The following is a 25,249-nucleotide window of genomic DNA, read 5'->3' as shown; positions in this document are numbered from 1 at the left end:
CCTCGTGACATTGCCCATCTCGTCGCGATGAGATGGGGGCAAGTCGTTGCTTTAGCGCATCTCATCGCGGTTCTTGAGTGGCGAGATTCGGGTTTTGGCGAGGAGCTGATGAGAGGTTTCTGCCTCTTTCAGCAATGCCAGCCATTCGGCGATGGCAGCAGTTTCGCAATGGGCGTGTTGGAAGGCTTGGCGGGCCAGCTCTGCAAAGGGGCTTGGATAAGAGGGGGTGGTGATCATCCTTTCGATGGCCTCAATGAGTTCGAGGCCGGTTTCGGCGCAGAGCCCGGCTCCTGAATGGATCACATCCTCGGCGGTTTGGGTGCTGCGCGGGGCTACCACGATCACGGGGCGTGCGAGGCCCAGGAGGGGGTTGAGCTTGGAAGGACAGCAGGTTCCCTCCATCGATGCCTTGAGTGCCACCAGGTGCAGGTCGCCGCAGCAGAGGGATTCCAGCCGCTGGCTGGCCGGCACAAGCGGACGAAAGATCACATGGCACTGCGGATGGAGATCTGTCCACCTGCGGACTGTTTCGATGCCTGGCCCTTCACCGCAGAACAGGAACTGAAGATCGGGCCTGAACGCAAGCGCCTGTACGGCTTCAAGAATCGGTTGAAAGTTGTGCCAGGCGCCGGCATAGCCTGAATACATCACGGTGAAAGCCTGCGGCAAGCGGCAGCTCTCCCGCGCTTCGGTGGGGCTGATTGACACATCCAACAGGCTCGACTCCGCCCAGGTGCGAATGATGCGGATGCGCTCGGCGGGAATGCCGTCGGCGATGAGGCCACGTTTCATGCAGACCCCCAGCGCCACAACCCGCTGACATTGCCTGTAGAGAAGGCTCTGGATCCAGTTCAACCTGATGGCCAGCTGTGTTTTCACAGAGCGGGGTGGATTCAGGCGGCTGATCTGCAGCAAGGGACGGTCCATGATCCAGGCGATCAAACGGGTGCCGTGGCGCCACCTGAGAATCAACCCACCAAGGGTGAGGAAATAGGGAGTATCTAGAAGAATGGCTTGATCAAAGTGGTGCGGCGCATGCAGGCACCAGCGCATGAGCTGAAACCAGAGGAACGGCAGCGTGAGCCCTAGGTTCTGAAACCGTTCGGGGAGCTGCATGCCAACCCGGTGCACCACAACACCATGTTCGAGAGATGTAGAGCTTGGCTGCCCGGCTGGGCTTGATGTCAGCACGGCCACTTGATAGGAATGCTTGGCCAGCGATTCGGCCAATTCGGTGAAAAGATCCGAGGTTGCAGCATGGCCCCGGCCAAAGGACTGGCCGATCAGGATCACCCGGGAAAGCTCTGAGCCGGACGGATTCATGCATCCTCCATGGCTGTGCGAATCGCATCGAGATAGTGATCTGCCACCCGTTGAATGGAAAACTGTGCAAGGTAACTGGTTTTGGATTCCAACTTCTCTGGTTTGCAGGGTTCTAGGTGCGCCTGCAGCAAACTGGCAAGAGTGTTCGTATCACCGGGGGGGAAATAGGATGCATAGGGGCCACCGGCCTCGGTGAGCCCGCCGATTCTTGAGGCGATCACCGTACAGCCCGATGCCAAGGCTTCCAGTGCAACAATGCCGAAGGGCTCTTGCCAAAGGGAGGGCACTACGAGGCACCTTGTTGTTGCCATCAGCTGGGCCACATCGCTGCGAGCAAGCGAGCCGACGAATTCAACATGATGCTGGAGCGTGGAGGCGAGTTGCATGAGCTGCAGCCTTTGTGGGCCATCACCGACAACAAGAACGTTCAATCATTTTGGGGAAGAAAGCTCTCGAAGGGCTGCCAAAAAAATCTCTAAGCCCTTGTCTGGAATCAATCGACCCACAAAGCCGAAATCATACGAATCACGGCCTTTCGCGCCTTGGGCGTGGTTATTGAAAGCTGCGTTCGCTGCCGAAAAGGTGGAATCGTCGTAGCAGGGATACACCGTGGAAGGCTTCTGTGAACCCAGGGCACAGGCCAACCGCGCTTGCATGAAGGCGCTGTTGAAGAGGTTGACCTTGACTGTCTTGGATAGCCAGCGAAGCAGGCGAAGTTTGTGGGTGTTGCTGATGTGCGTGTGATGGCTTACCACCGTGGGCCGCCGGGTGAGGATGGAAAGCACCAGTGATTTAACCCCCAGGCCCATGATCAGCACGGCGTCACTGGTGATTCCTTCTCGCAGGGCATGCCAGAGCAAGCCAAGGCTCCAGGGTTGATGAAAGGTTTCAACCGTGCTGACAGCCCAGCCGCGCCGCTGAAACTCTGGAACCAGCAGTGCGATCTGGGTTTCGATGCCACCGGCATGGCCTTGGCCTGGGAGTGGACCCAGGATCAGCAGCTTCTTCACGCCGCTGGTTGCTTGGCTTGAAAGGGTGGCTGGTTGCCGCCGGGGTAGAAGGGCTGGCTTTCGGGCTGATTCAGGCTGAACCTACGGGCAAAAAATAGGGGCAGCACGGTGAAGCAAAAGAGCGAAAACACTTGGGGGAGATAGCCACGGCTCACAACCACATAGAGGAAGCAGCAGGTGACAGAGTAGGCAACTTGCGCAGAGGGATCATAGCGATGCAAGAGGAACCAATTGTATAACCCTCGCAGCAGCTGCCCGATCACAAGGCTAATGCCAAGCAGCGACACCCAGCCAAACATCAGATAATATTCGGCGTAGTTCATGAATGCTGAACCCCCAGACATGGCTGCGCTTCCATACAGCCTGCCCGTGGCGTTGCTCACGTATTCATTGGAGGGCTTGGAAGGCCAGAATGCTCTTGGTACAAAGAAGACTGCGGTGTTGAACAGGGGGGTAAGACCCACGAAGGGAATCAAATCGGGGGCACGCTTCATCACCCCACCAGTGGTGAGGAAGATGCTGCTTTCGTGGAAACCGGCTGAGAACACATCAGCCGCCGATTTTTCCTCAACACCGGCAAGGTTGAGGCCAATGCCGTAATTGCGCGTGAGGCCGATCAACCCAGCTGAGGTGATCAAGCCGATGGTGAGAATGGAGATCACCACAAGCTGAGGCTTCTTTTGGCGTGCTAAAAACCAGAGCATGGCCATCGGCACGAGCAACACCACCAAGCGCCACCGGAACCCCGCAGTTGTGAACAGAGCCGCTGCGATGAAGGTCCAGCTGACGACGCTGAAAAGACCCCTCTTCTCATGGATCCAGGCACAAAATAGAAGCAGGGTGCCTGGAATCAGCAGATTCAAGCTGAGTGAAAAATAGTTCGACAATCCTTCAATCAGCGACCCTTCATCTCCTTGTGATTGCTGGCTGAGAATCAGATTTGCAAGCGGATCGAGGGGATTCAATTGAGCCAGGATTCGTGTGCCAGTAGCGAGGGTATAAAGAGATAGGCCGATGATATTGCAACGCATCCCTATCTTTTTGGCCCAATTGATGGAAAGCTGCCTGGTGGTGTGTGGATTGATGCGCCAGCCGGGCAGGTTGTAAAAACCAATCAAGACAAAGCCATAAAAGGCCAAGGCGCCTCCCCATCCCCATACCATTGAATCGCGAAGATCAAGCCCTCGATCGACCCATTCGCCAGCGGAAAGGGCGCGGAGTGGGCCCACCACGCAGTAATACACTAAAATCACAGCAAGGATAACGGTGGGCTTGTAGATCTCCAGGGGATCTCTGCTGATCCAGGCCCGGTATGTTTCCCACAGAATCAGGCAAACCAGCCCACCCAAAAGGGATACTTCAAGGAACGAAAGGCTGCTTGGATCTGTCATCGACGGCTCAATATCCTCGCCAAGATGCAGCTTAAGCGATCCTGGCGTGGATTCTCGGCGGCTGCTGCCACGGCAGCCTGAAGGCCCTGGGCAAAGGCTTCAAGGCTGAAGGCCTGCAACCGGGCGCGGGCGGCCTGCACCATCAGGCGGCGCTCCTGTTCGGATTGGCGCTCAGCAGTGTGCAACAGCTTGGTGAGCGCGGCGGCATCCCCTGGAGGAAACACCCAGCCCGTGGAGGCATGGCTGACAAGATCAACGGCACAACCACAGGCACCACTCACCAAAACCGGCAGCCCAGCCGCCATCGCTTCATTCACGACCAAACCCCACTGATCTGTGCTGCTGGCCAGCACAAATGCAGACGCCTTCTGATAGCTCAAAGCCAGCTGATCAATCTGCTGAAACGGAAGGATGCTCACACACCCCTGGAGTGCACAGTTGGCCACGGCGGCTTCCAGCTCTGCTTGCAAGGTGCCGCTGCCGATCAGCCGCAGGCCCCATTTGCCCCCCTGTTGGCGATAGCTGGCGAAAGCGGCGAGCAGGCCGAGGTGGTTTTTCTTGGCGACAAAGCGGCTCACACAGAGGAAGTGGGGGTGTGCGGTTGAAGGGCCGCTGGTGTGGGATGGATCCGCCATGAACACCCGTTCATCCACCACATCCCACGGCTGGAAGATCGAATCGGGCGGGAAGCCAAGCGCTGCTAAGTAGGAGCGACTTTCCTGCCCGGCCACCAGGGCGGCTGAATAGCCCCGCAGGAGGAGGCGCTTGATGCGTTCTTTGATCCGGCTACGCGCTTCATCCCTCCAGCGGCTGTCCGAGACGATCACAACAGGGATCCTGCGGTTCGTGGCCACGATCAACAACCGTTGATAGGCTCGATCTGCCCAGCCCACGCTCACGATCACTTTGGGCTTCAGTGCATCGATCAGATGATGGAGCTGCCGCTCAATTGCATGATTGGGAGGATCCTCCTCCGCCGCACTTTGCCCCGTGAGCGCGTGCCGTGGGTAGGCCTCAGCAGTGATCTCCACCCAGGGATACTCCGCAGAGCAGGGGCGGGTTTCCACCACAGCCAGATTCAGGCTTTCAGCAGCTTTGCAGAAGCGGGCATGGTGATAGGGGCCGATGCGATGCAAGGCGATCAGCACATCGATCTGATCACTGTTGTGCATCCCGTTCTGCATTGAAACTCAGGAATCCTTGCCTATGGCGTTCCCCTTGCCCAAGGCATTCATCACCACTTCAGATTGGGCGCAGTGAAAGATATCGCTGCCAATGCCGTAATGCCGGACCGTATCGAGGGTTCCGATCTGATAAAGGCCAGACTGCTGGATGGTGGCAAACAGCTCGGTGGAGGGATAGGCCTCGGGGTGGGCTTCAGCAGCAATGCCTTCGATCACGCGCCATTGCTCAGGGCTCAGCGATCGCAGAATCATGAGTTCTGATCCTTCGCAATCGAGCTTCAGAATGCGAATCCGTTTGATCGCTTTCTCCTCGATCAAGCCCGCCAGGCTGATTGTCTCTACATCGTAGGAGTCGATAACTTTTGCGCCTGAGGCTTTGGTGAACGTGGGATTGATGCTGCTCATGCCACCGGCCAGCTCTTCAGTGATGGCAAGGGTGCTGGTGCCTTTTGCCCCTGCAATGGCACAACAGAAGGGGATCACCCGATCTTCCAGCCCATTGCGGCGGATGTTCTGTTTCAGGAGTTCAAATGTATCGCGTTGTGGCTCAAAGGCGTACACCGTGGCCCCTTGGCTGGCTGCATACAACGAGAAAAAGCCGTGGTTGGCCCCCACGTCGATCACCGTGTCTCCTGCCCGAATCGGCACCCAGGGGATGTCGTAAAGGTGCAGGTGGAACACCTCACCAAACATCTGAAAGGCTTTGGGCCGTGCCAGAAAGGAAAGGCCTGCGGCGCGGTCGGTGATCTCGATGGGATCGGCATGAACCGCCAACTTTTGCCAGGCCAGCGCAATCGGATTGGCGTAGTTGCGAACCCCACGGGCCAGCCGGTAGACCTTGCTGGCGGTGGTCTCCATGGCGCGACTGGTCCAGCTGGGGTTGGGCGCGTTCATGGTGCAGGGGATTTCAGGTTCAAGGTGGTGGACAGCCGTTCTCCATAGCGCTTCCAGGTGTAGTCCCTGGCCCGTGCCCTGGCTGAGTGTGCCATCTGATCGCGCAAGTTGCGGTCGTTCAGCAGTTGTTCCATGCGTGCGGCCAGCAGCTCCGCGTTGCGGATCGGCACAATGAAGCCATCCACCCCATTGCGCACCACTGAGCCGCAGTGGGGTGTGGTGATCACGGGCACGCCGCAGGCCATCGCTTCGAGGTGCACCACGGCCATGCCTTCGGCGAGGGTGGGAAGCACAAACAGATCAGCCCGCCGGAATTCTTCCTGGATCTGGCTGCGCGGCACCTGCCCCAGGTAGGTGGGGCCTGCAAAGAGTGGCCCGGTGATGTCCACCTGGCAGGGCCCCGCCACCCGGCATTCGAAGGATTGGTGGTGGAGGCGCAGCTGCTGGCAGGCGGCTGCCAGCACGTGGCTGCCTTTGCGCAAGCCCACTTGCCCCACAAACAGGATTCTGCCCGGCACAGGATCGGGCTTCAGTTCAAACCAATGCTCTGGGATGCCATAGGGCACCAGCGCCAGCTTGGCAGGATCACAGCCCAGGGCCACGGAGCTCTCCCAGCAGTAGGCAGAAGGCACCAACACCTGGTTGCTGAGGGCCCATTTCTCACGGTCCCTGGCGATGCCTGCCTCCACCACGGCTTCCGCCTCTCCGTCCGGTTCGATGCCGGGGTGGCGGCGGCGTTCTTCCAGCATCACCCGGCCCACATCGGCGCTGATGATCACTTCGTGCACCACATGCAGGCCCTGTTGTTTGGCCTGTCGGATCACCTCCAGATCGTTGTTGATGAAGTTGGTGTACACCGCATCGGCACCGCCGAAACGCTCGCGGCAGGCCCGCTCGAACACCAAGGCATCGCTGCGTTCGCTCTGCCGTGCCCAGGTGGTGGAGGCGAGCGGCTGGTCCCGCACGAGACGACGGGGCAGCGCCTGCGGCAGCCGGCGCCCCAGCAGGCGCCGCAGCGGTTTCGGCTGCAGGGATGGGGGCCAGAGCCGTTCCAGCCAGCGCAGCAGGCGATGGTTGCTGTGCAGATCGGTGTAGAAGGCGGCCAGGGCACCGGCCTGGGCCAGCAGCGCCGGTACGGCGTAGTGCATGCGGGCGCCGGCCTGGAGCACGGCGTAGCGGTGGGGAGTGGGCGTCATCCTTGGGTCCCCGACGGTTCCAGGATCGCCTGCAGCTGCTCCACCGTTGCCTCCCAGGTGAATTCTCGCCAGCGCAGGGCCAGGCCAGCGCGCCAGGCCAGGTAGGCCGGGTAGGGGGTGAGGCGGCTGAGAATCCAGTCGGCCACGGTGGTGGCCTCGGGATGGGGCGCAAACAGCTGGCCGCAGCCGCCATCCGGCAGGGTGGAGGCGATGCCGCCCACCGCGTGGCTGAGCACGGGCACCCCAAGGCGCAGGCATTCGCGGTTGGAGATCCCGAACGCTTCACTGCTGGAGAACAGCGTCCCGAAGTGCCAGCTGCGCAGTTCGGCCACGAAGCGGGCCGTGTGGTTGGCTTTGTCGAGAAAGCCCACGGGCTGCAGCAGCGGGTGCGGCGGCAGCGTGGCGGCGGCCGGACCCACCGCCCGCACCACCGCGGGTTGCCCGCGCGCGGCCAGGGCTTCGGCCAGCTGCAGCAGGAACGGCCCGCCCTTGCGCTGCCATTCCTTGCCGAGGAAGCCCAGCCGCAGGGGCTCGCTGGCATTGGGCGGCGCCGGCATTTGCTCGGGCAATCCCACCAGCGCCGCCCCGTCGAGGTTGGCGCCGCCCGGCACCACATGCACCCGGGCGGCCTCGATGCCGTAATCGCTGATCACAGAATCGGCGGCCCAGCGGCTCATGCACACGATGGCGCCGGCCTGCTGGTAGGCCTGGCGTTCCCGCTCCAGCACCTGGCGCTGGAAGCCTGGGGCCAGGCGGGCGCCTTTGCCATAGGCCTCGAACACCTGGCGGGTGGTGGCATCGATGTAGAAATCAACCCGCCAGCTGGGCGGCCAGGGCTGGGGCGGCAGCAGGGGGAAATGGCTGAGCAGGGCCAGCGGCGCTTCGCCGAGATCCACCTGCCCCATCAGCGCCCGGGCAAAACTGCGGCTGTACTGGAAGCCACCGGCCTTGCCGCTGCGCAGCAGCTGGAGACCATTCCAGCACCGGCGCCGCCAGCGCAGCCGCACGGGATCGAGGGCGAGGCCACCCGCCAGCAGGCCGGAGCGCAGGCCGGCCTGCAGCAGAAAAAAGGGAGTGCTGCTCCAGGTGGCCAGTGCCGTGGCATCGCCGTTGCAGAGCAGTTGGCGGTCGATCGGGGTGGCGCCGGGCTGGCTCATCGTCCCAGCAGCTCCAGCCATTGACGGGCCGTGCTGCGGATGTCGTAGCCGGGGGCCGCCGCCAGCGCCCGCCTGGCCAGAGCGTCGCGCGCCTCAGCTGATCCCATCAACTCGTCAAGACGCGCACTCCAGGCCTGCACGTCTGCCGGGGGCAGCAGCTCACCGGCGGCGCCCTCGCACAACACCTCACGGCAGGCGGCCACATCACTGGCGACCACCGGCAGGCCTGCTGCCATCGCCTCAATCAACACGATGCCGAAGCCTTCGGCGGCGGTGGTGGAGAAGGCGAACAGGTCGGCCTGGCCCAGCAACTCGGGAATGTCGCTGCGGCGTCCGAGAAACACAGTGGCGGGATCCAGGCCGAGCGCCATGGCCAGGGCTTCCAAGGCTGCTCGTTCGGGCCCTTCCCCCACCAGCTGGAGCTGCCACTGGGGACGCTGCGGAGCCACGGCCGCGAAGGCGCGCAGCAAGGTGGCCTGATCCTTGATTCCCTCCAGCCGGGCCACCATCAGCACGCGTTTGACGTCATCAATGGGACGGCCTTGCCGCACCGCTGCCGCCCGCTGGGCAACCGCCGCCACATCGCAGCCGTTGGCAATCGGTGCTGCCAGCTTCAGGCCCGGCGGCAGCGGCTGCAGCGAACGCACGATTGCCTGGGTGCAGGGCACGGGCACCACGCCGAGCCGCTGGAACCAACGCAGCAGCCGGTGCCAGCTGGCCAGGCCGCGGCGCTCCTGCGGAGCGGTGTTCTGTACCGCCACCGCCAGGCGCCGCACCCCTGCCAGCCGCGCCCCGAGTGCCAGCCAGAGCATGGGACGGTTGAAGGGATAGATCAGCACGGCTGCGGGCCGCTGCTGCCGGCAGAGCCGGAAACTGCGCCAGGCCAGGGCGGGGCCGTCGCAGCGGTGCCAGTCGGTGATCGCCAGTGGCGGCTCCGTGGCCAGTGCCTGGAACGCCGGCCGCAGTTCCTGGTGGGCGGCATCGGTGTTCAGCAGCTGGGGCGAGAAGCCCTCGGGAGAGTGGCCGATCAGCTGCAGGGCGAGCTGCTCAATGCCGGCAGTGTGAAGGCCGCTCAGCACATGCAGGATCGGCACCAGAGGCCTTTTCACGCTGTTCTTGCTCATCGGCCGCATCTTGATGGCAGGACGGTATCCGTCGGCCATCTCACAGACAGACCCGGAAGCTGAACCACTGGCACTCCAGAGCGGCAATGATGACTGCAAGCAATGGTTGTGATGTTGAGGCCACAAAAGCCTGAGAATAGTTGTATGCAGGAAGAACACCAGGCATGGTCTTTCATGCTTTGCTAACTGGCAGTGCCCGCAGTGTCGTCACTGCGGGCAGGGCAAGTTTCAGTGCATCGGCGTAGCCACGGGCCATCGCCTCGACGCCGAAATCTTCGCTGGCCCGGCGTTGCCCGGCGGCAACCTGTTCCCGAGACCCCTCGGGGTTTAGTAAGAGGTGCATGATGCCTTCGGCCAGTGCAGCGGCATCCTGCGGGGGCACAAGCAGCCCACAATCACCGCCGGCAAGGATCTCCCGGCAGGCGCCCACATCTGAGGCCACGATTGGCACTCCAGCCGCCATCGCTTCGGCCAAGGCGATGCCGAATCCTTCATCCGGCTTGGCGGCAAACACAAACAGATCCAGCTCGCTCAGCAGGCTGGGAATATCGCGACGCATGCCCAGCAACCGCACCTGCTTCTCGAGCTGAAGCTCGCTGATCAGCTGCTCAAGTGCCGGCCGGCGAGAGCCTTCGCCGATCAGCCAGGCCTCCACCATGGTGCCCTGGTTCCGCAGCAGGGCGATGGCCTGGATCAAGGTGGGTTGGTCTTTGTGGCCTTCCAGCCGGGCCACCATGCCAACGCGGGGCAGCGGATGGGGCAACAATCTGCCCTCTTCGGCCTGGAAGCGTTCGAGATCGCAGGCGTTGTAGATGGTGATGGCTTCGGAGGGGTTGAGGCCGAAATCGCGGATGGTGGCGTCGCGGATGTAGCTGGAGCAGCACAACAGCCGATGGGTCACTGGTCGGCCCAACTGCACCAGGGCCTTGAACTTCCTGAAGGCGGCACCTGTCCACACTGGTGGCAAATTGCCCACATGGGCACAGATCCGGGGCACCCCGGCGAGCTTGGCGCCCCAGGCGATGAAGGCATGCCAGCCCAGCGGAAAGCTGAGCACGGCGGTGGCCCTGGTGCGCCGGCAGAGGCGAAAACTCTGCCAGAACAGACGCGGGTAGCGCATTGGACCCTTTCCGAGCCGGAATGTGTGAATTGGGATTTCAAGGGCCGTGAACTCCGCCAGGAGGTCATCTGGGTAGTGGTTAAGACGAACCAAGTGAACGTCAGCTCCTTTGTTAATCCAGTGACGAGATAGCTGTAACGCTAGGACTGGAGTGCCTTCAGCACAAAAGGAATCGAGAACGCAAATCAGTTTTTCGTTAATGGCTGGCATGCTGTTCGACCATCAGATGTGGATCAACAATTCCGCTACTATACCTATCGAGCGCTTGGCTTTCTCGGCGTTTTGGCAAATTCCATGAGGCCTTTCTGTGGAATGGGTGGTTTGGAAGCTTTTACTCAGGGCATTGATGGATCACTGTAATAGTTGCCAAGGGAGTTCTATTACAGATTTTGAGATGCCAACCCTACTTCAAGCCCTTGCGTCACGGCGTGAGCATCGTTTGCTCATCACCCAATGATGGTTGCTCGGCAAAGCTGACGATCTGGCTGTTGCCCATGGCATGGCTGGAAACAGACAAGAATCAAGATGGGCCTTACGCAAATCTATTTGATGCCAGACGCCTTTCTCTTATGGCGATTGTGATGCCGTGCTATAAGGACGTGGGATAATAACGATGCCAATGTAAAAGGCTGCGTCGTTTCTGTCGTGGCTAAGTGGGGTTCAGGCGATGGGAATCTTGCGTTTCTATGCTAAATGTGAAAATCTCACTATTTGCACTGAGGTCCACGACTCTTCAAGCGCCGAGGTGGTGGTGTCACCAAATTATCTTTACAAGTGAAGTCGGGCGAAGCTGGGCGTATTGTCTAGCGTTTAAGCCTTGCATCCTGGTCTTGCAGTTCAATTACATGCAAGCAAGAAAGTGGACTGCTCGAACTTTGAAGAAATGGGTGCTTGATCGTAAGGCGTTCAAGAGTCTATCAATAGTACGCAGGCAAAGAGTTATTGGAACAACTAGCAATTGTTCATATCTGCTAGCATTGAGCCCGGTTCATCCATCTTTGAGGCTTGAGATTGCAAGGTAGACTGCCTTATCCATTTTTGGTAGATCCACGGGATGCCAACCTTTGTAGGGCTCCCAAAACTTGAGGCGCTACAACTCTTACGTCGAAATAGTCTTCGGCTGCCCGTCTGCAATCCTTTCGATCAATCAGGTCTAGTCGTGAAACAGCATCAGAAAACTCTTCAACGGTTGGCTCAATAGAGTTGCAAAGGAGGCCATTCTCTCCATGACGAATGACATCTGGGGTAGAGCCGCGTTTTGTTGCGATCACAGGTGTTCCACATGCAAGTGCTTCCGCCATTACAATTCCAAATGGCTCATCCCACCTGATTGGGAATAGTAGCGCAGACGCGTTGCTTAACAACTTGTATTTTTCCTGATCATCAACTGGGCCAATCCAAACAATCTGCTCGCCATCGAGATTGGGTTTAACCTCCTCCTGAAAGAACTTCTCTCCCTCTTCCTCGCTAGAAACAGTGCCTGCAATCACCAATCGTTTACCCGTTGCCTTGGCGGTTGAAATTGCTACATCCACCCCTTTATTCCGCGTGAGGCGCCCCAAGAAGGCTAAATAGCCACCTTGGCCTGCACCACTCTGGATTGAGCGTGTGTTCAAACAATTTGAAATCACATAGCTTTTTAGGCTGCTTTTAACCGAAGCTCTTTGGTTATTGCTGATGAAGTGCAGGGCTACATTTGATGATTGCTGGCTTTCGAAAGTGTTGACGTCTTCCTGGCGTGCAGGATTCTGAAAACAGTGTAGAACTGGAGCTCCAAGTGAAAACAATGTCTTAAGATAATCGATTCGTCCAAAGTTGTAAACAACGTCACAGCGATGAAACGCTAGAGTACTTTGAAGTTGAAAACGTAATTTCCGATAGGCTCTGCTGAGGTATTGATGATTTGGTGCTCTATGGCAATAGAGCTTCCCGCCGAATGACTTTGACCCCTGCGCTGCCATCAAATTCACTTCGTGGCCTAGTCGTGAAAATTCTTCGGCATATAGAGCTACGATTCTCTCCGTGCCTCCGTAATGTTTAGGAGGCACAGGTATAAGTGGATCTGCAATCAAAAGAATCTTCATGGTGGCTTTATCGGTGCTGTGGGCTGCGTAGTACTGCGTTGGCCGATGGATGCTTCATGCAGAGCAGGAAACCTTTGAAGCTGTGCTTCGTGCATCTACACTTGAACTCTGGAAGTGGGAGGTACAATGGTAATTAACTGGCGATTGGTGCGAGATTTGTCGAATGTTTCTCATGCTCGTTAATTGATTTTCATTGTGTTATGTCTTGGACATTGCAGCCAAGCGATTTGATATTGATGCTACGCCAGCAAGTGTGCAACTGTCTGCGAACGCTGACGTTGGTGAGTGTTGATCCTGTCTTCATCCTTGGATACTAGGCTACATGCTGAAACCACATGAATCTGTGGTGTTGGCAGTGCGCACGGAATTGCTTTTCGTTCATCTGATGAACTTGATCCAGAAGGTTCTTTGGCTAAAGATACAAATTAGGCTATCAGTAGCACTGATCCAGCATTTCTTGTGCCATTGTATTGAAATCATGAAGGCTGGAGTTGTTGACAGGCGGACATACCTGGTTGCCCTCAGTGATATCCCTGAACAACTTGCTCCAGGCGGTTTTTTCTGTTGGGATCAAGATGCCTGAATTGCTTAATGCCAGCAGCTCCGCAATTCCGCCTAGATCACTGCCAGCCACGGGCAGGCCCGCTGCAAAGGCTTCCAGCACCGTGAGCGGGCCGGTTTCCAGCCAGGTGGATGGAACCACAGCCAGGTCGTAGGCCTGCAGTTGCACCAGGAGCTCATCTTTCGGAAGTGTACCCATCAGCTTGAAGCGGGGATCACCGGCAATCCGCTGCTGCATGGCGCGGCCATAGCTGTCGTCCCAATAGGGGCCATAAAAGCTCAGCTCAACCGGCAGGTGAGCGGGAAGCGCGCGGATTGCATCAATCACCAGATGCAGACCTTTCACTTCTGCGCAGCGCCCCCAATACACCAGCCGAAGCACGCCATCTTCCATGGGTTGGCGTGTGCGCGGTGGCAGCGCCTGCGGACCGGCGGTGCGAATCAGATGGAGCGCCTCGGCCGGCACACCATTGCGCAACAGCACCTGCTGGCTCCATGCCGCCAAGGCATGGAAGGCATCCACCAATCCCACAAGTTCCTGCCAGGCCAGCCGGAACTCGCGGGTGAGCTGGCGGGCCGTGAGCACATGGGCAAGGGTGCCCGGCTGCTCGGCGGAGAGGGGCCAGCCACTCTGCGTTGCCACCAGCTGGGCGATCGGCGCCGGCAGCCCGCCGTTCACCAGCCGGCATTCGGTGCAGCGATGGTCTTGAATTTCTCCATCGCAGAGGCTGCGGCGATGGTGCATCAGGCTTCCTTGCATACAAGTGAAGCCAGGTGCGTGCACGGTAACCACCAGCCGTGCTCCGGCTGCTTTGACGGCCCGGGCATGGCTGAGGCCACAGCGCTCACTCCACGAGTGGAGATGCACCACATCCGGTTGAAAGCTTTGCAGCAGTGCCTGGAAACCAGGAATCGCAGCGGCTTCGGCCCCAACCGTGGCCAATCGACCACCAAGACTCACTGGTGGCAGCCAGTGCTGCTTGGATTCCAGTGGGGGGCAAACCGACTCCTGCTCAGACGCGGGCATGGGCGCATGAGCCGCCCAGAGCAGATCCTGAACATCAGCTGAATGGCGCTGGGCAGCGATCAACTGATGAACGAAGATCTCCGTTCCCCCAGTGACAGTGGGATAGAAGGAGTTTGAAAGATGAAGAATACGCAAGGGAGTTGTGCCCTGTTCTTCCCGAAGACGCCTGCTGTCGTTCGGGGCTGGGTGACGGGTTTGCTTGGCCACGGGCAGACTGGCTTCTGAGGTGAATCGTGGCTAGGAATCTGGAAGAACTATAAACCAAGCCTGTTCACGCCCAGCTGGAAGATGTGTTTCGCTTGGGATTTCAGGGATCGCAGCATGGAACGATCCTCGGGCGTCGTGGCACCAACTTGTACATCTGTACCCAGCCAGGGCATCTGGCGATAGGGGTTAAACCGATAGCCAATGCAATTCAGTGCACCGTCTACGGTGAGCTGAGCAACGGCCTGATCAAGGGGCATCTGGGGATAGCGCGTTGAATGTTCAATCAACCGCTCAGCCCCTTGCCTGGAGTACACAGAAAAGGCCGTGCCAAGTGTGCATCGCGCTCGTTTCACGCGGCAAAGATGCCCATAGCCACTGGTTTTGGCTTGGTAATCCCATCCGCAAAGAAAAAAGATATCCGATTGATGCTTGTTTAAGGCATTTATGGCGAACTTAAGATGGCGGAAGCAACCTCTCAGTGATACGTCGCCTTCGGCGACTGTGAAGATGGGCCAGCCTTGATCAACGCCATATTGAAGGATTCTAAGCATCGAGTATCGATGGGAGAAACTACCAGCCCCGTGGGGGAAATCATCTGATCGAAGCCCGAACTGATCTTCTATCTGCTGAATATCGGCGGGGTTCAGGCCGTCAAAAGCTCGAAATCGCAGCAATTGAATCTTTCCTCCAGCAGGCGCCCCTTGCAACGAGAGAGCCAGCCTGTCTGGTCGTCGATCCAGATTCAGAAGCACCACTGGAAGGCCAGACCCTGCTCGCAGAATCTCAATGCGGGAACTGTTGCTCACTGTGAGAATCTTGCTAATGCAGAGTGATTCTTGGGATTGGGTATCACGCCATTAGACTCATCACTCCTAATCTTTTCTAGGTGTTGGGGCACCGAGTCTGACTTCGAGAAATGTCTCCTTGATAAGCATAGATGGTAGCAACTCCCTGAGACAATGGAAACATATTATGCCTCAAGTGTACGAAGCAGGCTCGCCTCAGCCTGACGTGAAGGCTCTGGACTCAGGCGCACGCTGGGTTGCAAGGGAAAGTGCTCGGCCTCAATCAATGCTTCACTGAAGAAGTGATAGTAGCTCTTGAGCCCCATTAAGTTGCCTACGATAGGGATGTTGGCAATGGCGGCATCTACCACCCTTGTCAGCATCCCAGAAGTGGGTGGATGGAAAAGCACCAAGGCGAGACAACGCCGCTGAAACTCTGCTAGGGCGAGTTCAGTACATTCTCCTTCAAAGATGAAAGGGTGAGAACTGTGGGATTCAAAAATGTGCTCTGCTTGTTCCATTCCGCGGCCCACCACATGGATTGGGTGATTCACCGTTAGGCCTTTCGCCAGAAGCTCAGCAAAAACTCTGGCACCACGAAGGTTGGCAGCATTTCCAAAATCAGCTAATAGAAGATAGCCAAAGTTATGATCGGGCTCTCGCGCTTGTCGTAGACGCACTAGGGATTCGAGATGCTGCTCACATGGATGGTACGGGAGATGTTGGGCCTTGATGCCATGAAGCTCCAGCCACCAAGCTTCCTCAATCGAGATGGCAAAAATTGCATCGGCAAGCCTTAGCCATGGCTCCTCATTGCGGAACCGCTCTGAAACGGAAAGGTTCTTGTGAGTCCATGCCCCTGGATAATTTGCAAGTGATTCAATGTTGGCGGGGATCAACACGGTCTTCAGCCCATGGCGCTTGCACCATCCCAAGCCAGCAAGCGCTCCGAATCCTGTCCCTTCGAAAATGAACCCTTTGATGTCAGGAAATCGGTGATATAAGGCTTTCAGTAAACTTCGTTGGCTGCCTCCGGCTCGCAGGGATGCCAATCCTGCCGGACGGTAAAATCCATTGGCAAGGCCCAGCTTGATCCCTGAAAGAGCAAGCTCCCATCGATGTGGCCGTTCTGGCGGGCTGATGAGATCTAAGGTATACCCTCCGCATTCGAGAATCGCCTTGATCTGCATGGAGCGGTGGCACGCCCCAGAGGAAATTGAGAAGTCTGAGCAGATTAATTCAAGAATCCAGCTGGAACCTTGTTTTGCACAGTGAAACAGCACAGTAACTCTCAGTCTATATGAATTGGGTTGAGTTGTTCTTCGGCGCACCGATGATCCATGGTGATAATAACAGAGCGGACTTTTTGGCTGCAGTAATCTGCGCTTACAGCGCCGAGCTGTGGACAGTGATGGGCCTCATGGAATTGAAAGCTCTTCATGATAGCAGTTGAAATTCAATAGCATTGAGGTGGTTTGCAATTGCGTACTTGCCTGGCTTTGGTGAATGCATCATCGCCCTTTCGACTAAGAGATGTCCGTATCAAACCAGGGTTTCCAGTTCAGTTGATAGTGTGGTTCGCACAGGCGGGTGTTGATCGGGCGTGCTGGATTGCCAGCGACAATCTGATAAGGCCCCACGTTGTGGGTCACAACCGACCCTGCTCCTACTATAGATCCATGGCCTATGTGGATGCCAGGAAGAATCAGTGAGCGCACCCCAATCCATGCGTAATCGTCAATCTGTATCTGGGTCGGACCATTCAGTCCTTCAAATGTTTCCGAATGAGGATCATGGCTAGCGGAAACGAGATAGGTTTCCGCTGAAATGCTCACATTCATGCCGATATGAATGCCGCCGCGCGCATCAAGACGGCAATTGCGATTGATGACTGAGTGAGCGCCAATGGTTAAGTGAAACCCACTAACAAAACATCCTTTGTGAATACTGGCGGAGGGATGGATCTTGTAGTTTAGTATATGCCTGAGATATCTTTGGCGGATGCTGTAAGAGGGAATCTCGCTAACTGGCCAGCTGTAGGCGGCGAATTGGCAGGCTTTTGCAAATCCCTTGAGGCGATCAATTGGGAAAGCCATGGGAATCCTTTGCTGAGATGTTCGGAGGAAGAACGATCAAGACTCTATCATACAATAACTTCATTCTCCGAGTGTCTCAAATGCATCCATTAAAGATGTAGCTCTTCGCTCTGCTCCGGCTTTCTTGCTTATATTTGGTGGTGGGTTGATCTTGTTATTTGTGCAATTCTAAGCATTGGCAGCCTGTTGTGATGCTGATTATGCGACTCACAAGGAGTTGATCTAGCATTGACATTCTTTTGTGCGTCTTCTGTTGTTGCTGGATGTTTCGGTTTGCTCGGCTGGCCCTGATCGTTGGTTTGGTGTACACAGCTGGCTCTCTAGGCTTTGCCATCCCCATTTATTACGAGCTTGGTTTGTAGGCTTCCCTGCGTTGATGACACAGCAGGTTCTCCAGCTCAGACTCAAATGTTTGATGGATGGTCTTTGGGTCAAACCTTGTTTGGGTAATAGGCTTTACTTCGAAACCAGAACGTTTTCTCCTCCAAGCGCTTTTCTCGCTTGCAAGGATGATTGTGGCCAGTAGATCTTCTGCTTTGGGGCTCGTGCAGACAAGCGCATTGCCCACTCCACATGCCCATGTTACTGCGCTTGATGACCGGGGACCCCAAATTACGATTGGACGCTTTCGATTGGCGTATTCAACGAGCTTGCTGGGAAAATGCGTTCGCAGGTGCCGTTGATTTCTTCTTGCAAATGGGAGCACTACCAAGAGATAATCCGCCTCGTTGAAAGCCGCTTGCCACGTGTCATCATTCAAGAAGCCAAGGACCTCAATTCTTTCATTCTGATGCAACTCTGCCAAAGCCCCTGTTTCCGACCCTGAGATTCGCAGTCGAAAGCGTTGATCCTTCTGGACTGCTTTGATCAGGGATTCCAGCATCGGTGCATAAACCCCACCTCCGAAGCCCGCGTAGTACAACTGCACCTCAGGGTTTCCCATGCCTGTTTCAGCGGCAGCAGCAAGCTCGGGCAGCGGTTGATCAGGAATTGGTGGCAACACATGAGCGTTTGGGTGCCATCCCAGTTCGCGCCCCATGCCTTCCGAAACCGTAAAGGCAAGGGAACTGCGCCGGTATAAGAGTCGGAACCAGTAGTCCCACACTGCTGTCCAGCCATGAGGGCAACCGCTTGCATCGGGATACCAGTCATGAAAGATGCTGACTAGTGGCAGGCCAGTTGCAGCAGACACTGCCATTGCCTCCAACCATCTGCTGCCATGCGCCACGGTAAGGATGGCTGCATGTGATTCGCGAATGTTCTGAGCACGCCCTGGGGGAACTCGGTGTGTGATCGACGTAAGCCAAGGGCGTATCACCAGTTCTAAACGGGAGAGTCGACAACGTCGAAGATACCCAGCACAAAAAGCGCCGAAGCTATTGGACCAGAGCGGATTAGTCTGCTCTTCAATCACAAAACTCTTCAACCTCTGCTTGTGACGCCAAAGCACGATGCTGCCTCCAGAAGCATCGTCACGCAGCGGTATGTCACCGATGTAGAGCAGCTTTGGGAGCTGATCTGCCTGCTCAAACTCTTTTAACTGTTCACTGACTGCATCCGTCAACGGTTGTCCCTCGCTATCTGTGCTGAGTGAAGTTTGCCAGATTTAGAATGGGCAGCTTGTTGAGGCGTGCTTGGAGGAAGCACGCCTCAGCCCCCCACTCCCGGAGCACTCGTCATGCTGTTGGGCATGGATTGCTGGAACCAAAGTTCGCGGTAGCGCCCCCCCTTTGCCACCAGCTCCTCATGGCGGCCCCGTTCAACGATGCGGCCGTTGTGCATCAGCAGAATCTCATCGGCATTCACCACGGTGCTGAGCCGGTGGGCAATCACCAGCACGGTGTGCTGCCGCTCAAAGCGTTCGATCGCCTCCTGCACCAGCCGTTCACTCTGGGTATCGAGGGCGCTGGTGGCTTCATCGAGGATCAGCAGCTCTGGATCTCTCAAGATGGCCCGCGCCAGGGAAATGCGTTGCCGCTGGCCACCGCTCAAGCGGAAGCCCCGCTCGCCCACGAGTGTGTCGTAGCCGTCGGGCAGGGCTTCAATGAAGCCGGCGGCCTGGGCCTTCACGGCCGCGTCCACCACCTGCTCCTGGCTGGCATGCGGTGTGCCGAAGGCGATGTTGTTGGCCAGGCTGGTGTTGAACAGAAAGGTGTCCTGGCTCACCACACCGAGCCGCTGCTGCCAGCTGGCGAGATTGAGCGTTTCGAGATCGGTGCCATCCACCAGGATCTGGCCGGCCGTGGGGGCATACAAGCCCACGAGCAGGTCGGCGATGGAACTCTTGCCCGCTCCGCTGGCCCCCACCAGCGCCACTGTTTTTCCGCGTGTCAGGCTGAAGCTCACTCCCTCTACGGCAGCGGGAAGATCGGGCTGGTATCGCAGCGACACATCCTCCAAGCGGATCTCTTGTTCCAGCGCCTGGAAGGGCACGCCCCCCCGCCGCCTGAACTGTTTGCCGTCGTTGGAGAGGATGTCATTCAGGCGTTGATAGCGCCCGGCATTGTCTGAGAGCCGATTGAAATTCTCAGCAATTCCAGCGAAGCGCACGTTGAGGCGCTGGAGCGCCAGCACGAAGGTGACCAGGCTGGGCAGGATGCCGGTGCTGCGGGCACCGAACACCAACAACCCCATTCCTGCGATCAGGGCCATCGCCGCGATCGGCAGAAAGCTGGAGAAGGGGCCGATCACATTGATCAGGCGTTGTTGCCGGCGCAGGCTCTGCTCCAGCGCCCCCATGCGGCCGATCACCCGTTGATCGGCCGCTTCCAGCTGGCCGGTGCTGTGCAGGATGCGCAGACCCTGGATGTCTTCGGTGACCCGGCTGAACACCTCCACCTGGATTGCTGCCACCAGGGCGGACCCCGTGCGAATTCTGGGCAGCAACTTGCGCTGAACGAATGTGATCAGCACCCCCAGCAGCACCGCCACCAGCAGCATCCAGGGCGAGATGCCCACCAGCACCGCCACATACACGGCGATCAACAATCCCGTGATCAGCAGCTGGCTTGCCGCTTCAATCTGCACCTGCACCGCCATGGGCCCCTGGGCGGCCTGGTCGACCAGATCCCCCACCCGCCATTGGCTGGCACAGGCATAGCTCAGGCTGAGGATCTGGCTGTGCACCCGCGCGGTGATGATGGCGCGGCAACGGGCAGCGAAATAGCCCACACTCAGCTGGCTCAGGTAGCGGCTGAGGCTTTGGCTGGCCTGCAGCAGCACCGCCAGCGCCAGCAGGGCGAGAAACAGGTGGATCGGATCCACTGTTTCCATCCAGTCCACCACGCCTGGGAAATGGCCCACGATTGGATTTGTTTCCCAGTTGATCCCAGTGCTCTGGCCGGCGGCAGCGGGTGCGGAGAGCATCTGCACCGCAAGGAAGATCACCCCGAAGGTGGCTCCCTCGCTGAAGGCTTCAAACAGGCTGGTGGCCAGATTGACGCTGATCAGCCGCCACTGATGGCGAGCCGTGGTGCGAATGATCCGCGCCGCCGGCTCCGGATCCACAAAGGGCCCGAGCAGCACCCGCTTGATCGAGCGTGCGGTTCGCAGCAAGGGAGCAGGCAGGACGCGCAAGGACCGAAGCAACCGGAATCGGGACCGCCACAGGGCAGCGTTCCTTGGCGCCTGCATTCTTACCGAAACACCTTCGCTTGCTCCAGGTGGTGTGGCGAGTTCGCCCACTGGCCGCCATGGCTCCATGCTGGGCAGGTGCAAGGACGATCGGTGGTGCTGCGTTCGCTGCTGTTGTTGGCGGCTGTCGCGGCGGCCCTGCTTGGGTTGACCAAGACCGGCCGCCAGAGCCTCGATGGGGCGATGGGGCTGCTCGACAACCCAGCCCTCGGCCCGCTGGACCGCCGCCATCTCGCCTTGATCATCAATGCCGCCGATCCGCTGAGCGAAGCCCTTGGCAAGGCGTATCAGGCCCGCCGCCGCCTGCCGGCTGCCCAGGTGATCCGGGTGCGTTTCCCCGCAGGCAGCAGCAGCTTGAGCCCCCAGGCGTTCCGCGCCCTCAAGGCAGAGGTGGACCAGCGCACCCCTGCGCACGTGCAGGCCTATGCGCTGGCCTGGGCGGAGCCCTACCGGGTGGATTGCCTGTCGATCACCACGGCATTCGCCTTTGGCTACGACCCACGCCATTGCGCCCAGGGATGCCTGCCCACGCGCATGAATCCCTATTTCGCCAATGCGGCGGTGCGCCGCCCCTGGGATGAACTGCGGATCCGGCCCACGATGTTGCTGGCAGCCACCAGCCTCGCCCAGGGCCAGCGGCTGATCGAGCGGGGCCTGGCTGCGGACGGCACGGCACCCGCTGGCACCGGCTACTTGCTGAGCAGCAGCGATGCGGCCCGCAATGTGCGTGCAGCGGGATTTGAACAGGCGCGGCTGGCCCTGGCGCCGACGTTCAAGGTGGTGGTGCTGCGCGCCGATGCCCTGCGCAACGCCAACGACGTGATGTTCTATTTCACTGGGTTGACGGCCGTGGAGGGCCTGGAAACGCTGCAGTTCCGCCCCGGTGCCATCGCCGACCACCTCACCTCCTTTGGCGGCCAGCTCACCGACAGCGGCCAGATGAGCGCGCTGCGCTGGCTGGAGGCCGGAGCCACCGGCAGCTATGGAACGGTTGTGGAGCCCTGCAACATTCCCGCCAAGTTCCCTGATCCGGGGCTGGCGATGCTCTTCTACCGCCGTGGTGACACCTTGATCGAGGCCTATTGGCGCAGCGTGGCGATGCCGGGCCAGGGGGTGTTCATCGGCGAGCCGCTGGCCAGGCCGTGGCGGCCCCAGTGATTCTGTGGGCCGGGAAGATCAGCGTCCCTGGATTTCTGTATCGACTGGGCGGAGCCAGGAGTTCGCAGCCAATCTGGTGAGAGGGACCTGTCTGCGCGAGCGGCTCAGCAAGGGCCGAAAACAGCCGCTAATCCTCCACGCGGGCAATGGCAACTCCCTAGCCGCAGTCTTTTCTGAGAGTTGGGCCTGCTGCAGTTGTTTCCTCGCCCCACTGTGTCAAACGACAACCCCTCTCCGATTTAGTGTTCCGCTCGGCGAACGACCGCCCTGATCACCCTTCGGTGGCCATTTGCCATCCTGGAAGACCTCTGCCAATGGGGCTATGCATTTGTGAATTGGTGCAATCCCCGGCACAGATGCATCAACTTCGCGACACCGTAACAGCGGCACCCATGCCGCTTGTCATAATCCATGCGGTGCTGGCGGCACCAGAGTTGCTATGGATTAAGCCCCCTACGCCCGAAATCGAAGCGGTATCAGGTAAGTTGGAGACGATTGCCTAATCGCATGGCATTGTCTTTCCCGGCAGGCATTGAACCTGGCCGCTAAGCTCTTGCTTGTAAGTGGAAACCCACTCTTCTCAATTCTCGATAGAATAGCCGTATTCAAGTCCTTTTGTGATAACATCAGCTACATGTTCTGAGAAATCACGCAACATGCACAGGCTGTACAACTATGTTACGGGTTAGGGTGGATGACGTGCACGGTCGCATAGGTGGTGGAGAGGTAACATGGGAATCCGCTTGTAGGCGTGAACCTTGAAAACCAGTCAAGCAAAGAAATGATTAGCGTATTGATGTGTACCTATAATGGCGCCAGGTGGCTCCCCGCCCAGCTGAACAGCTTGCTTAGTCAAACTCTTCAGCCATGCGAATTGGTTGTTTGTGACGATGGATCCACTGATGATACCCTTTCTATTCTCGATCAATTTAAGAGTGTATCTCCGTTTCCGGTCCAGGTCATTGTCAATGATGTCAACCTTGGCTATGCTCTAAACTTTTTGACTGGCATTGCATTTACGAAAGCTCAATACGTAGCCTTTTGCGATCATGACGATGTTTGGTATCCCGACAAATTAAAGCGAAGCCTTTCCGTCTTGAAACAATCGCCTTCCTTGTTGATCACGCATGGGTTTGACGTCGTTGATGACCATGGAGACAAGATTTCTTCGACAGTTGATTCAACTGGCTACTATCCTCCGCTAGGGTATCGGTTGGGTCCTGTAGACTGTGCAGGCTTTTCTATATTAATGGATAAGCGGCTCTTGGGGTACGCGCCAGTTTCCCTTTCGCCTGAGTTTTTCATTGAGATTAATGGAAAGCACGACAAGCCTGCGGTTGGGCATGATGAGTTGCTTTGTGTTCTGGCTTCCGCGCTCCACGCAGGCGTCTTTATTCCTGAGCCACTCGTCGCCCACATTGAGCACGGATCCAATTCCAGCAGAGATACAAGCAAGGATCAAGAACTTTTGCTTCGATCATGGATTCCTATGCGGCTTAGGCTGCCATTGCTACGCTGGAGCCAACGAGGGCACGGAAGCGAAACTTACTCACAAATTGCCGATTCCCTTGAGAAAGTAGCTTGTATCTTGGACGTGATGGTTGGTGAATTGCTAGAGCGTGGTTGCTCTGCCGACTATGTCAATCACCGTCTAAGTACGGTGCGATTGAGGATGAGGGATAATCGTTTACGGGCGAGTCTTTACTCAGGCCGATCGAATGGCCTGTTGGTTTTTGCGAGAATGCTTCAACAAGGATGTTATCGCAAAAAGGATTCAGGCCTTGGTTTTGCAAATGCCTGCAAAGACTTCTTGGTTGCTAGTGTTGCGTTTTACATGAGAATCCGTCGAAAACTTAGATTCTAATTTCCCAGGCTATAGAAGCTCTGCCACTCGCACAATCGCCCCAAGTGATACCTGATTCGACATCAGGGCAGAATTCTTATTAGGACGGCAGGCCTTTTCGTCTTTATGTTGGTTTACGTAACCACCCGCTATTAAAACAGCTGCCACCTACCTCAATCGCACATCCAGGGGGCTTGATGGAGCAGATCGATGCGGCGGTACAGCGTTGCTATCTGCGAGGCTACTGGAAACTACCCATGCCAGTGACGCAAACGCGTCCCTATGGCACAACCCCAACCTCCCCATCAACCATGGATGATGCTATCGGCCAAACGGCTGCAGGAGAAGCGAAGCGAAACCCTCGCCGCGATCAAGAGCCCCATGATTTCCCCGCTGCGCTGATGAACACCCAAGCCGCCCTGCCGTCCAACGTGCAATTAGATGCCGCGTCGGCCTATGGCTGGGAGCAACTCAACGAAACCGCCTTCCTCACACGCTGCTTCGTAACCTTGGCTCGCGAGCTGCCTTGTTTCAGCAGCTGGCGTTTCTTCGTGTTCAGCAGCCACCAGCCCGAGGCCGTTCCTGCCTCGGCGGCACTGCCCGGCGACGACAAGGTCCTGATCGCCATCTCTGACGAGAGCCCCTCCATCTCCGCCACGCTTGCGCTGCAGGCCCACTACCGGCACATCTTTAAGGCCTATCTGCCCCGTGAGCTGCTCGGAAGCCGCGTGTATCCCTTCCACCCCGGCGTAGTGGGGGCCGTGCCCCAGCTGGCGGTGCGGCCCTTCGCCGAGCGCTCGCTGGATGTGTTCTTCGCCGGCAACCTCAACCCAAACCGCCTGCCCCTCTACTGCGCCCTGCACCCCCTGCTGCGCCACCTGTCCCCGGCCCTGGCCAGGTCCCTGGTTCGACGCATGCCCCGACGCCTGAGGCGCCACAGCCTCGATCGGCTCGCGGATCCAGCCCTCGGACGGACCTCGCTGCTTTTCAGCGATGGCTTCCGCCGCGGCCTCGCCCCCGCCGCCTACGCAGGCCTTCTGCACGACAGCCGCATCGTGCTCTGCCCCCGCGGCTTCTCTAGCAGTGAAACCTTCCGCCACATGGAAGCCCTACGCGCTGGCGCAGTGGTGGTGTCCGAACCACTGCCCGATACCACCTTCTACCGCGGCTCCCCGATCGTCACCGTTCCCGACTGGCGCACAGGCTATTTGGTGATCCAACAGCTCCTTGCCGATCCGGCCGCCCTGCTGGAGCGCCACCAAGCCAGCCTGGCATGGTGGAACAGTCACTGCAGTGAGCAGGCCACTGCGCGCTACCTCGCCAAGCGGTTGAGAGCCGAGCCAATTGATTGTTGTTAAACGGCGTTGGTATTGCTAACATCAAAGTTCAGAGGTATAGACCCAATGACATCTCTTTTCCCTTGAGATAATGCAGTTGACCCTTTGGACGTATTCAT

Annotated in this window: 20 protein-coding genes and 1 pseudogene; 3 read left to right on the top strand and 18 right to left on the bottom strand. The window is 58.1% G+C overall.

Annotated elements, in window-relative coordinates:
• Nucleotides 1-51: 51 nt before the first annotated feature.
• The 18 genes and pseudogenes from KBY97_RS03475 to KBY97_RS03395 all read right to left on the bottom strand — a co-directional run bounded on the left by KBY97_RS03475 (nucleotide 52) and on the right by KBY97_RS03395 (nucleotide 20,714).
• Nucleotides 52-1,323, bottom strand: coding sequence for a glycosyltransferase family 4 protein (locus KBY97_RS03475; protein WP_255145307.1), 1,272 nt, complete (start codon nucleotides 1,321-1,323; stop codon nucleotides 52-54).
• Nucleotides 1,320-1,754 (bottom strand): glycosyltransferase family 4 protein, encoded by a 435-nt coding sequence (locus KBY97_RS03470; RefSeq protein ID WP_255145306.1) that lies wholly within the window; start codon nucleotides 1,752-1,754, stop codon nucleotides 1,320-1,322. The genes KBY97_RS03475 and KBY97_RS03470 overlap by 4 nt, the downstream gene beginning before the upstream one ends.
• Nucleotides 1,755-2,333: a hypothetical protein gene (locus KBY97_RS03465; protein ID WP_255145305.1), complete on the bottom strand. Its 579-nt coding sequence runs from the start codon at nucleotides 2,331-2,333 to the stop codon at nucleotides 1,755-1,757.
• A complete protein-coding gene (locus KBY97_RS03460; protein ID WP_255145304.1) occupies nucleotides 2,330-3,724 on the bottom strand; it encodes a hypothetical protein in 1,395 nt (464 codons plus the stop codon). Before KBY97_RS03460 ends, KBY97_RS03465 begins: the two co-directional genes overlap by 4 nt.
• Nucleotides 3,721-4,908: a glycosyltransferase family 4 protein gene (locus KBY97_RS03455; protein WP_255145303.1), complete on the bottom strand. Its 1,188-nt coding sequence runs from the start codon at nucleotides 4,906-4,908 to the stop codon at nucleotides 3,721-3,723. Before KBY97_RS03455 ends, KBY97_RS03460 begins: the two co-directional genes overlap by 4 nt.
• Nucleotides 4,909-4,914: 6 nt before the next feature.
• Nucleotides 4,915-5,802 carry an FkbM family methyltransferase gene (locus KBY97_RS03450; RefSeq protein ID WP_255145302.1) on the bottom strand — a complete coding sequence of 296 codons (888 nt, stop codon included), beginning with the start codon at nucleotides 5,800-5,802 and terminating at the stop codon, nucleotides 4,915-4,917.
• Complete coding sequence (locus KBY97_RS03445; RefSeq protein ID WP_255145301.1) at nucleotides 5,799-6,998, bottom strand: glycosyltransferase; 1,200 nt, start codon at nucleotides 6,996-6,998, stop codon at nucleotides 5,799-5,801. Before KBY97_RS03445 ends, KBY97_RS03450 begins: the two co-directional genes overlap by 4 nt.
• On the bottom strand, nucleotides 6,995-8,155 hold the full coding sequence (locus KBY97_RS03440; protein WP_255145300.1) for a glycosyltransferase family 4 protein: 1,161 nt from the start codon (nucleotides 8,153-8,155) through the stop codon (nucleotides 6,995-6,997). The genes KBY97_RS03445 and KBY97_RS03440 overlap by 4 nt, the downstream gene beginning before the upstream one ends.
• Nucleotides 8,152-9,279 (bottom strand): glycosyltransferase, encoded by a 1,128-nt coding sequence (locus KBY97_RS03435; RefSeq protein ID WP_315857136.1) that lies wholly within the window; start codon nucleotides 9,277-9,279, stop codon nucleotides 8,152-8,154. Before KBY97_RS03435 ends, KBY97_RS03440 begins: the two co-directional genes overlap by 4 nt.
• Before the next feature lie 172 nt (nucleotides 9,280-9,451).
• Nucleotides 9,452-10,609, bottom strand: coding sequence for a glycosyltransferase (locus tag KBY97_RS03430; protein ID WP_255145299.1), 1,158 nt, complete (start codon nucleotides 10,607-10,609; stop codon nucleotides 9,452-9,454).
• An 818-nt stretch (nucleotides 10,610-11,427) separates the two neighbouring features.
• The gene (locus tag KBY97_RS03425) at nucleotides 11,428-12,483 is read right to left on the bottom strand and encodes a glycosyltransferase family 4 protein (protein ID WP_255145298.1); all 1,056 of its coding nucleotides are present in this window, start codon (nucleotides 12,481-12,483) and stop codon (nucleotides 11,428-11,430) included.
• 433 nt (nucleotides 12,484-12,916) lie between these two features.
• Nucleotides 12,917-13,804: a glycosyltransferase gene (locus KBY97_RS03420; RefSeq protein ID WP_399217260.1), complete on the bottom strand. Its 888-nt coding sequence runs from the start codon at nucleotides 13,802-13,804 to the stop codon at nucleotides 12,917-12,919.
• A 66-nt stretch (nucleotides 13,805-13,870) separates the two neighbouring features.
• Nucleotides 13,871-14,278 (bottom strand): annotated as a pseudogene (locus tag KBY97_RS14800) (hypothetical protein); the annotation flags it as partial.
• Nucleotides 14,279-14,325: 47 nt separating this feature from the next.
• Entirely contained in the window at nucleotides 14,326-15,030 is a 705-nt protein-coding gene (locus KBY97_RS03415) for a hypothetical protein (RefSeq protein ID WP_255145296.1), read from the bottom strand.
• A gap of 218 nt (nucleotides 15,031-15,248) precedes the next feature.
• Nucleotides 15,249-16,253 carry a hypothetical protein gene (locus KBY97_RS03410; RefSeq protein WP_255145295.1) on the bottom strand — a complete coding sequence of 335 codons (1,005 nt, stop codon included), beginning with the start codon at nucleotides 16,251-16,253 and terminating at the stop codon, nucleotides 15,249-15,251.
• Between the two features lie 336 nt (nucleotides 16,254-16,589).
• Nucleotides 16,590-17,159: a DapH/DapD/GlmU-related protein gene (locus tag KBY97_RS03405; RefSeq protein ID WP_255145294.1), complete on the bottom strand. Its 570-nt coding sequence runs from the start codon at nucleotides 17,157-17,159 to the stop codon at nucleotides 16,590-16,592.
• 343 nt (nucleotides 17,160-17,502) lie between these two features.
• Nucleotides 17,503-18,723 carry a hypothetical protein gene (locus tag KBY97_RS03400; protein WP_255145293.1) on the bottom strand — a complete coding sequence of 407 codons (1,221 nt, stop codon included), beginning with the start codon at nucleotides 18,721-18,723 and terminating at the stop codon, nucleotides 17,503-17,505.
• Nucleotides 18,724-18,809: 86 nt separating this feature from the next.
• Nucleotides 18,810-20,714: an ABC transporter ATP-binding protein gene (locus KBY97_RS03395; RefSeq protein WP_255145292.1), complete on the bottom strand. Its 1,905-nt coding sequence runs from the start codon at nucleotides 20,712-20,714 to the stop codon at nucleotides 18,810-18,812.
• Between the two features lie 156 nt (nucleotides 20,715-20,870).
• Here KBY97_RS03395 and KBY97_RS03390 point away from each other — a divergent pair, with 156 nt between their 5' ends.
• From KBY97_RS03390 to KBY97_RS03380, 3 genes are all read left to right on the top strand, one after another.
• Entirely contained in the window at nucleotides 20,871-21,950 is a 1,080-nt protein-coding gene (locus tag KBY97_RS03390) for a TIGR03790 family protein (RefSeq protein WP_255145291.1), read from the top strand.
• Nucleotides 21,951-22,701: 751 nt separating this feature from the next.
• The gene (locus KBY97_RS03385) at nucleotides 22,702-23,814 is read left to right on the top strand and encodes a glycosyltransferase (RefSeq protein WP_255145290.1); all 1,113 of its coding nucleotides are present in this window, start codon (nucleotides 22,702-22,704) and stop codon (nucleotides 23,812-23,814) included.
• A gap of 380 nt (nucleotides 23,815-24,194) precedes the next feature.
• Nucleotides 24,195-25,151, top strand: coding sequence for a hypothetical protein (locus tag KBY97_RS03380; RefSeq protein ID WP_255145289.1), 957 nt, complete (start codon nucleotides 24,195-24,197; stop codon nucleotides 25,149-25,151).
• Nucleotides 25,152-25,249 lie beyond the last annotated feature (98 nt).

It is taken from the genome of Synechococcus sp. ATX 2A4 (assembly GCF_024346375.1).
In the GTDB taxonomy this organism is placed as follows: Bacteria; Cyanobacteriota; Cyanobacteriia; order PCC-6307; family Cyanobiaceae; genus MW101C3.
Note: the sequence above shows the minus strand (reverse complement) of the source record. Positions and strands in the feature narration are given on the sequence as shown.

What these genes read in the sequence shown, in the direction of transcription:
- KBY97_RS03475 (WP_255145307.1), bottom strand. Translation starts at nt 1,323, where the DNA reads ATGAATCCGTCCGGCTCAGAGCTTTCCCGGGTGATCCTGATCGGCCAG.
- KBY97_RS03460 (WP_255145304.1), bottom strand. Translation starts at nt 3,724, where the DNA reads ATGACAGATCCAAGCAGCCTTTCGTTCCTTGAAGTATCCCTTTTGGGT.
- KBY97_RS03455 (WP_255145303.1), bottom strand. Translation starts at nt 4,908, where the DNA reads ATGCAGAACGGGATGCACAACAGTGATCAGATCGATGTGCTGATCGCC.
- KBY97_RS03450 (WP_255145302.1), bottom strand. Translation starts at nt 5,802, where the DNA reads ATGAACGCGCCCAACCCCAGCTGGACCAGTCGCGCCATGGAGACCACC.
- KBY97_RS03445 (WP_255145301.1), bottom strand. Translation starts at nt 6,998, where the DNA reads ATGACGCCCACTCCCCACCGCTACGCCGTGCTCCAGGCCGGCGCCCGC.
- KBY97_RS03440 (WP_255145300.1), bottom strand. Translation starts at nt 8,155, where the DNA reads ATGAGCCAGCCCGGCGCCACCCCGATCGACCGCCAACTGCTCTGCAAC.
- KBY97_RS03435 (WP_315857136.1), bottom strand. Translation starts at nt 9,279, where the DNA reads ATGAGCAAGAACAGCGTGAAAAGGCCTCTGGTGCCGATCCTGCATGTG.
- KBY97_RS03430 (WP_255145299.1), bottom strand. Translation starts at nt 10,609, where the DNA reads ATGCCAGCCATTAACGAAAAACTGATTTGCGTTCTCGATTCCTTTTGT.
- KBY97_RS03425 (WP_255145298.1), bottom strand. Translation starts at nt 12,483, where the DNA reads ATGAAGATTCTTTTGATTGCAGATCCACTTATACCTGTGCCTCCTAAA.
- KBY97_RS03420 (WP_399217260.1), bottom strand. Translation starts at nt 13,804, where the DNA reads ATGCAAGGAAGCCTGATGCACCATCGCCGCAGCCTCTGCGATGGAGAA.
- KBY97_RS03410 (WP_255145295.1), bottom strand. Translation starts at nt 16,253, where the DNA reads ATGCAGATCAAGGCGATTCTCGAATGCGGAGGGTATACCTTAGATCTC.
- KBY97_RS03405 (WP_255145294.1), bottom strand. Translation starts at nt 17,159, where the DNA reads ATGGCTTTCCCAATTGATCGCCTCAAGGGATTTGCAAAAGCCTGCCAA.
- KBY97_RS03380 (WP_255145289.1), top strand. Translation starts at nt 24,195, where the DNA reads ATGAACACCCAAGCCGCCCTGCCGTCCAACGTGCAATTAGATGCCGCG.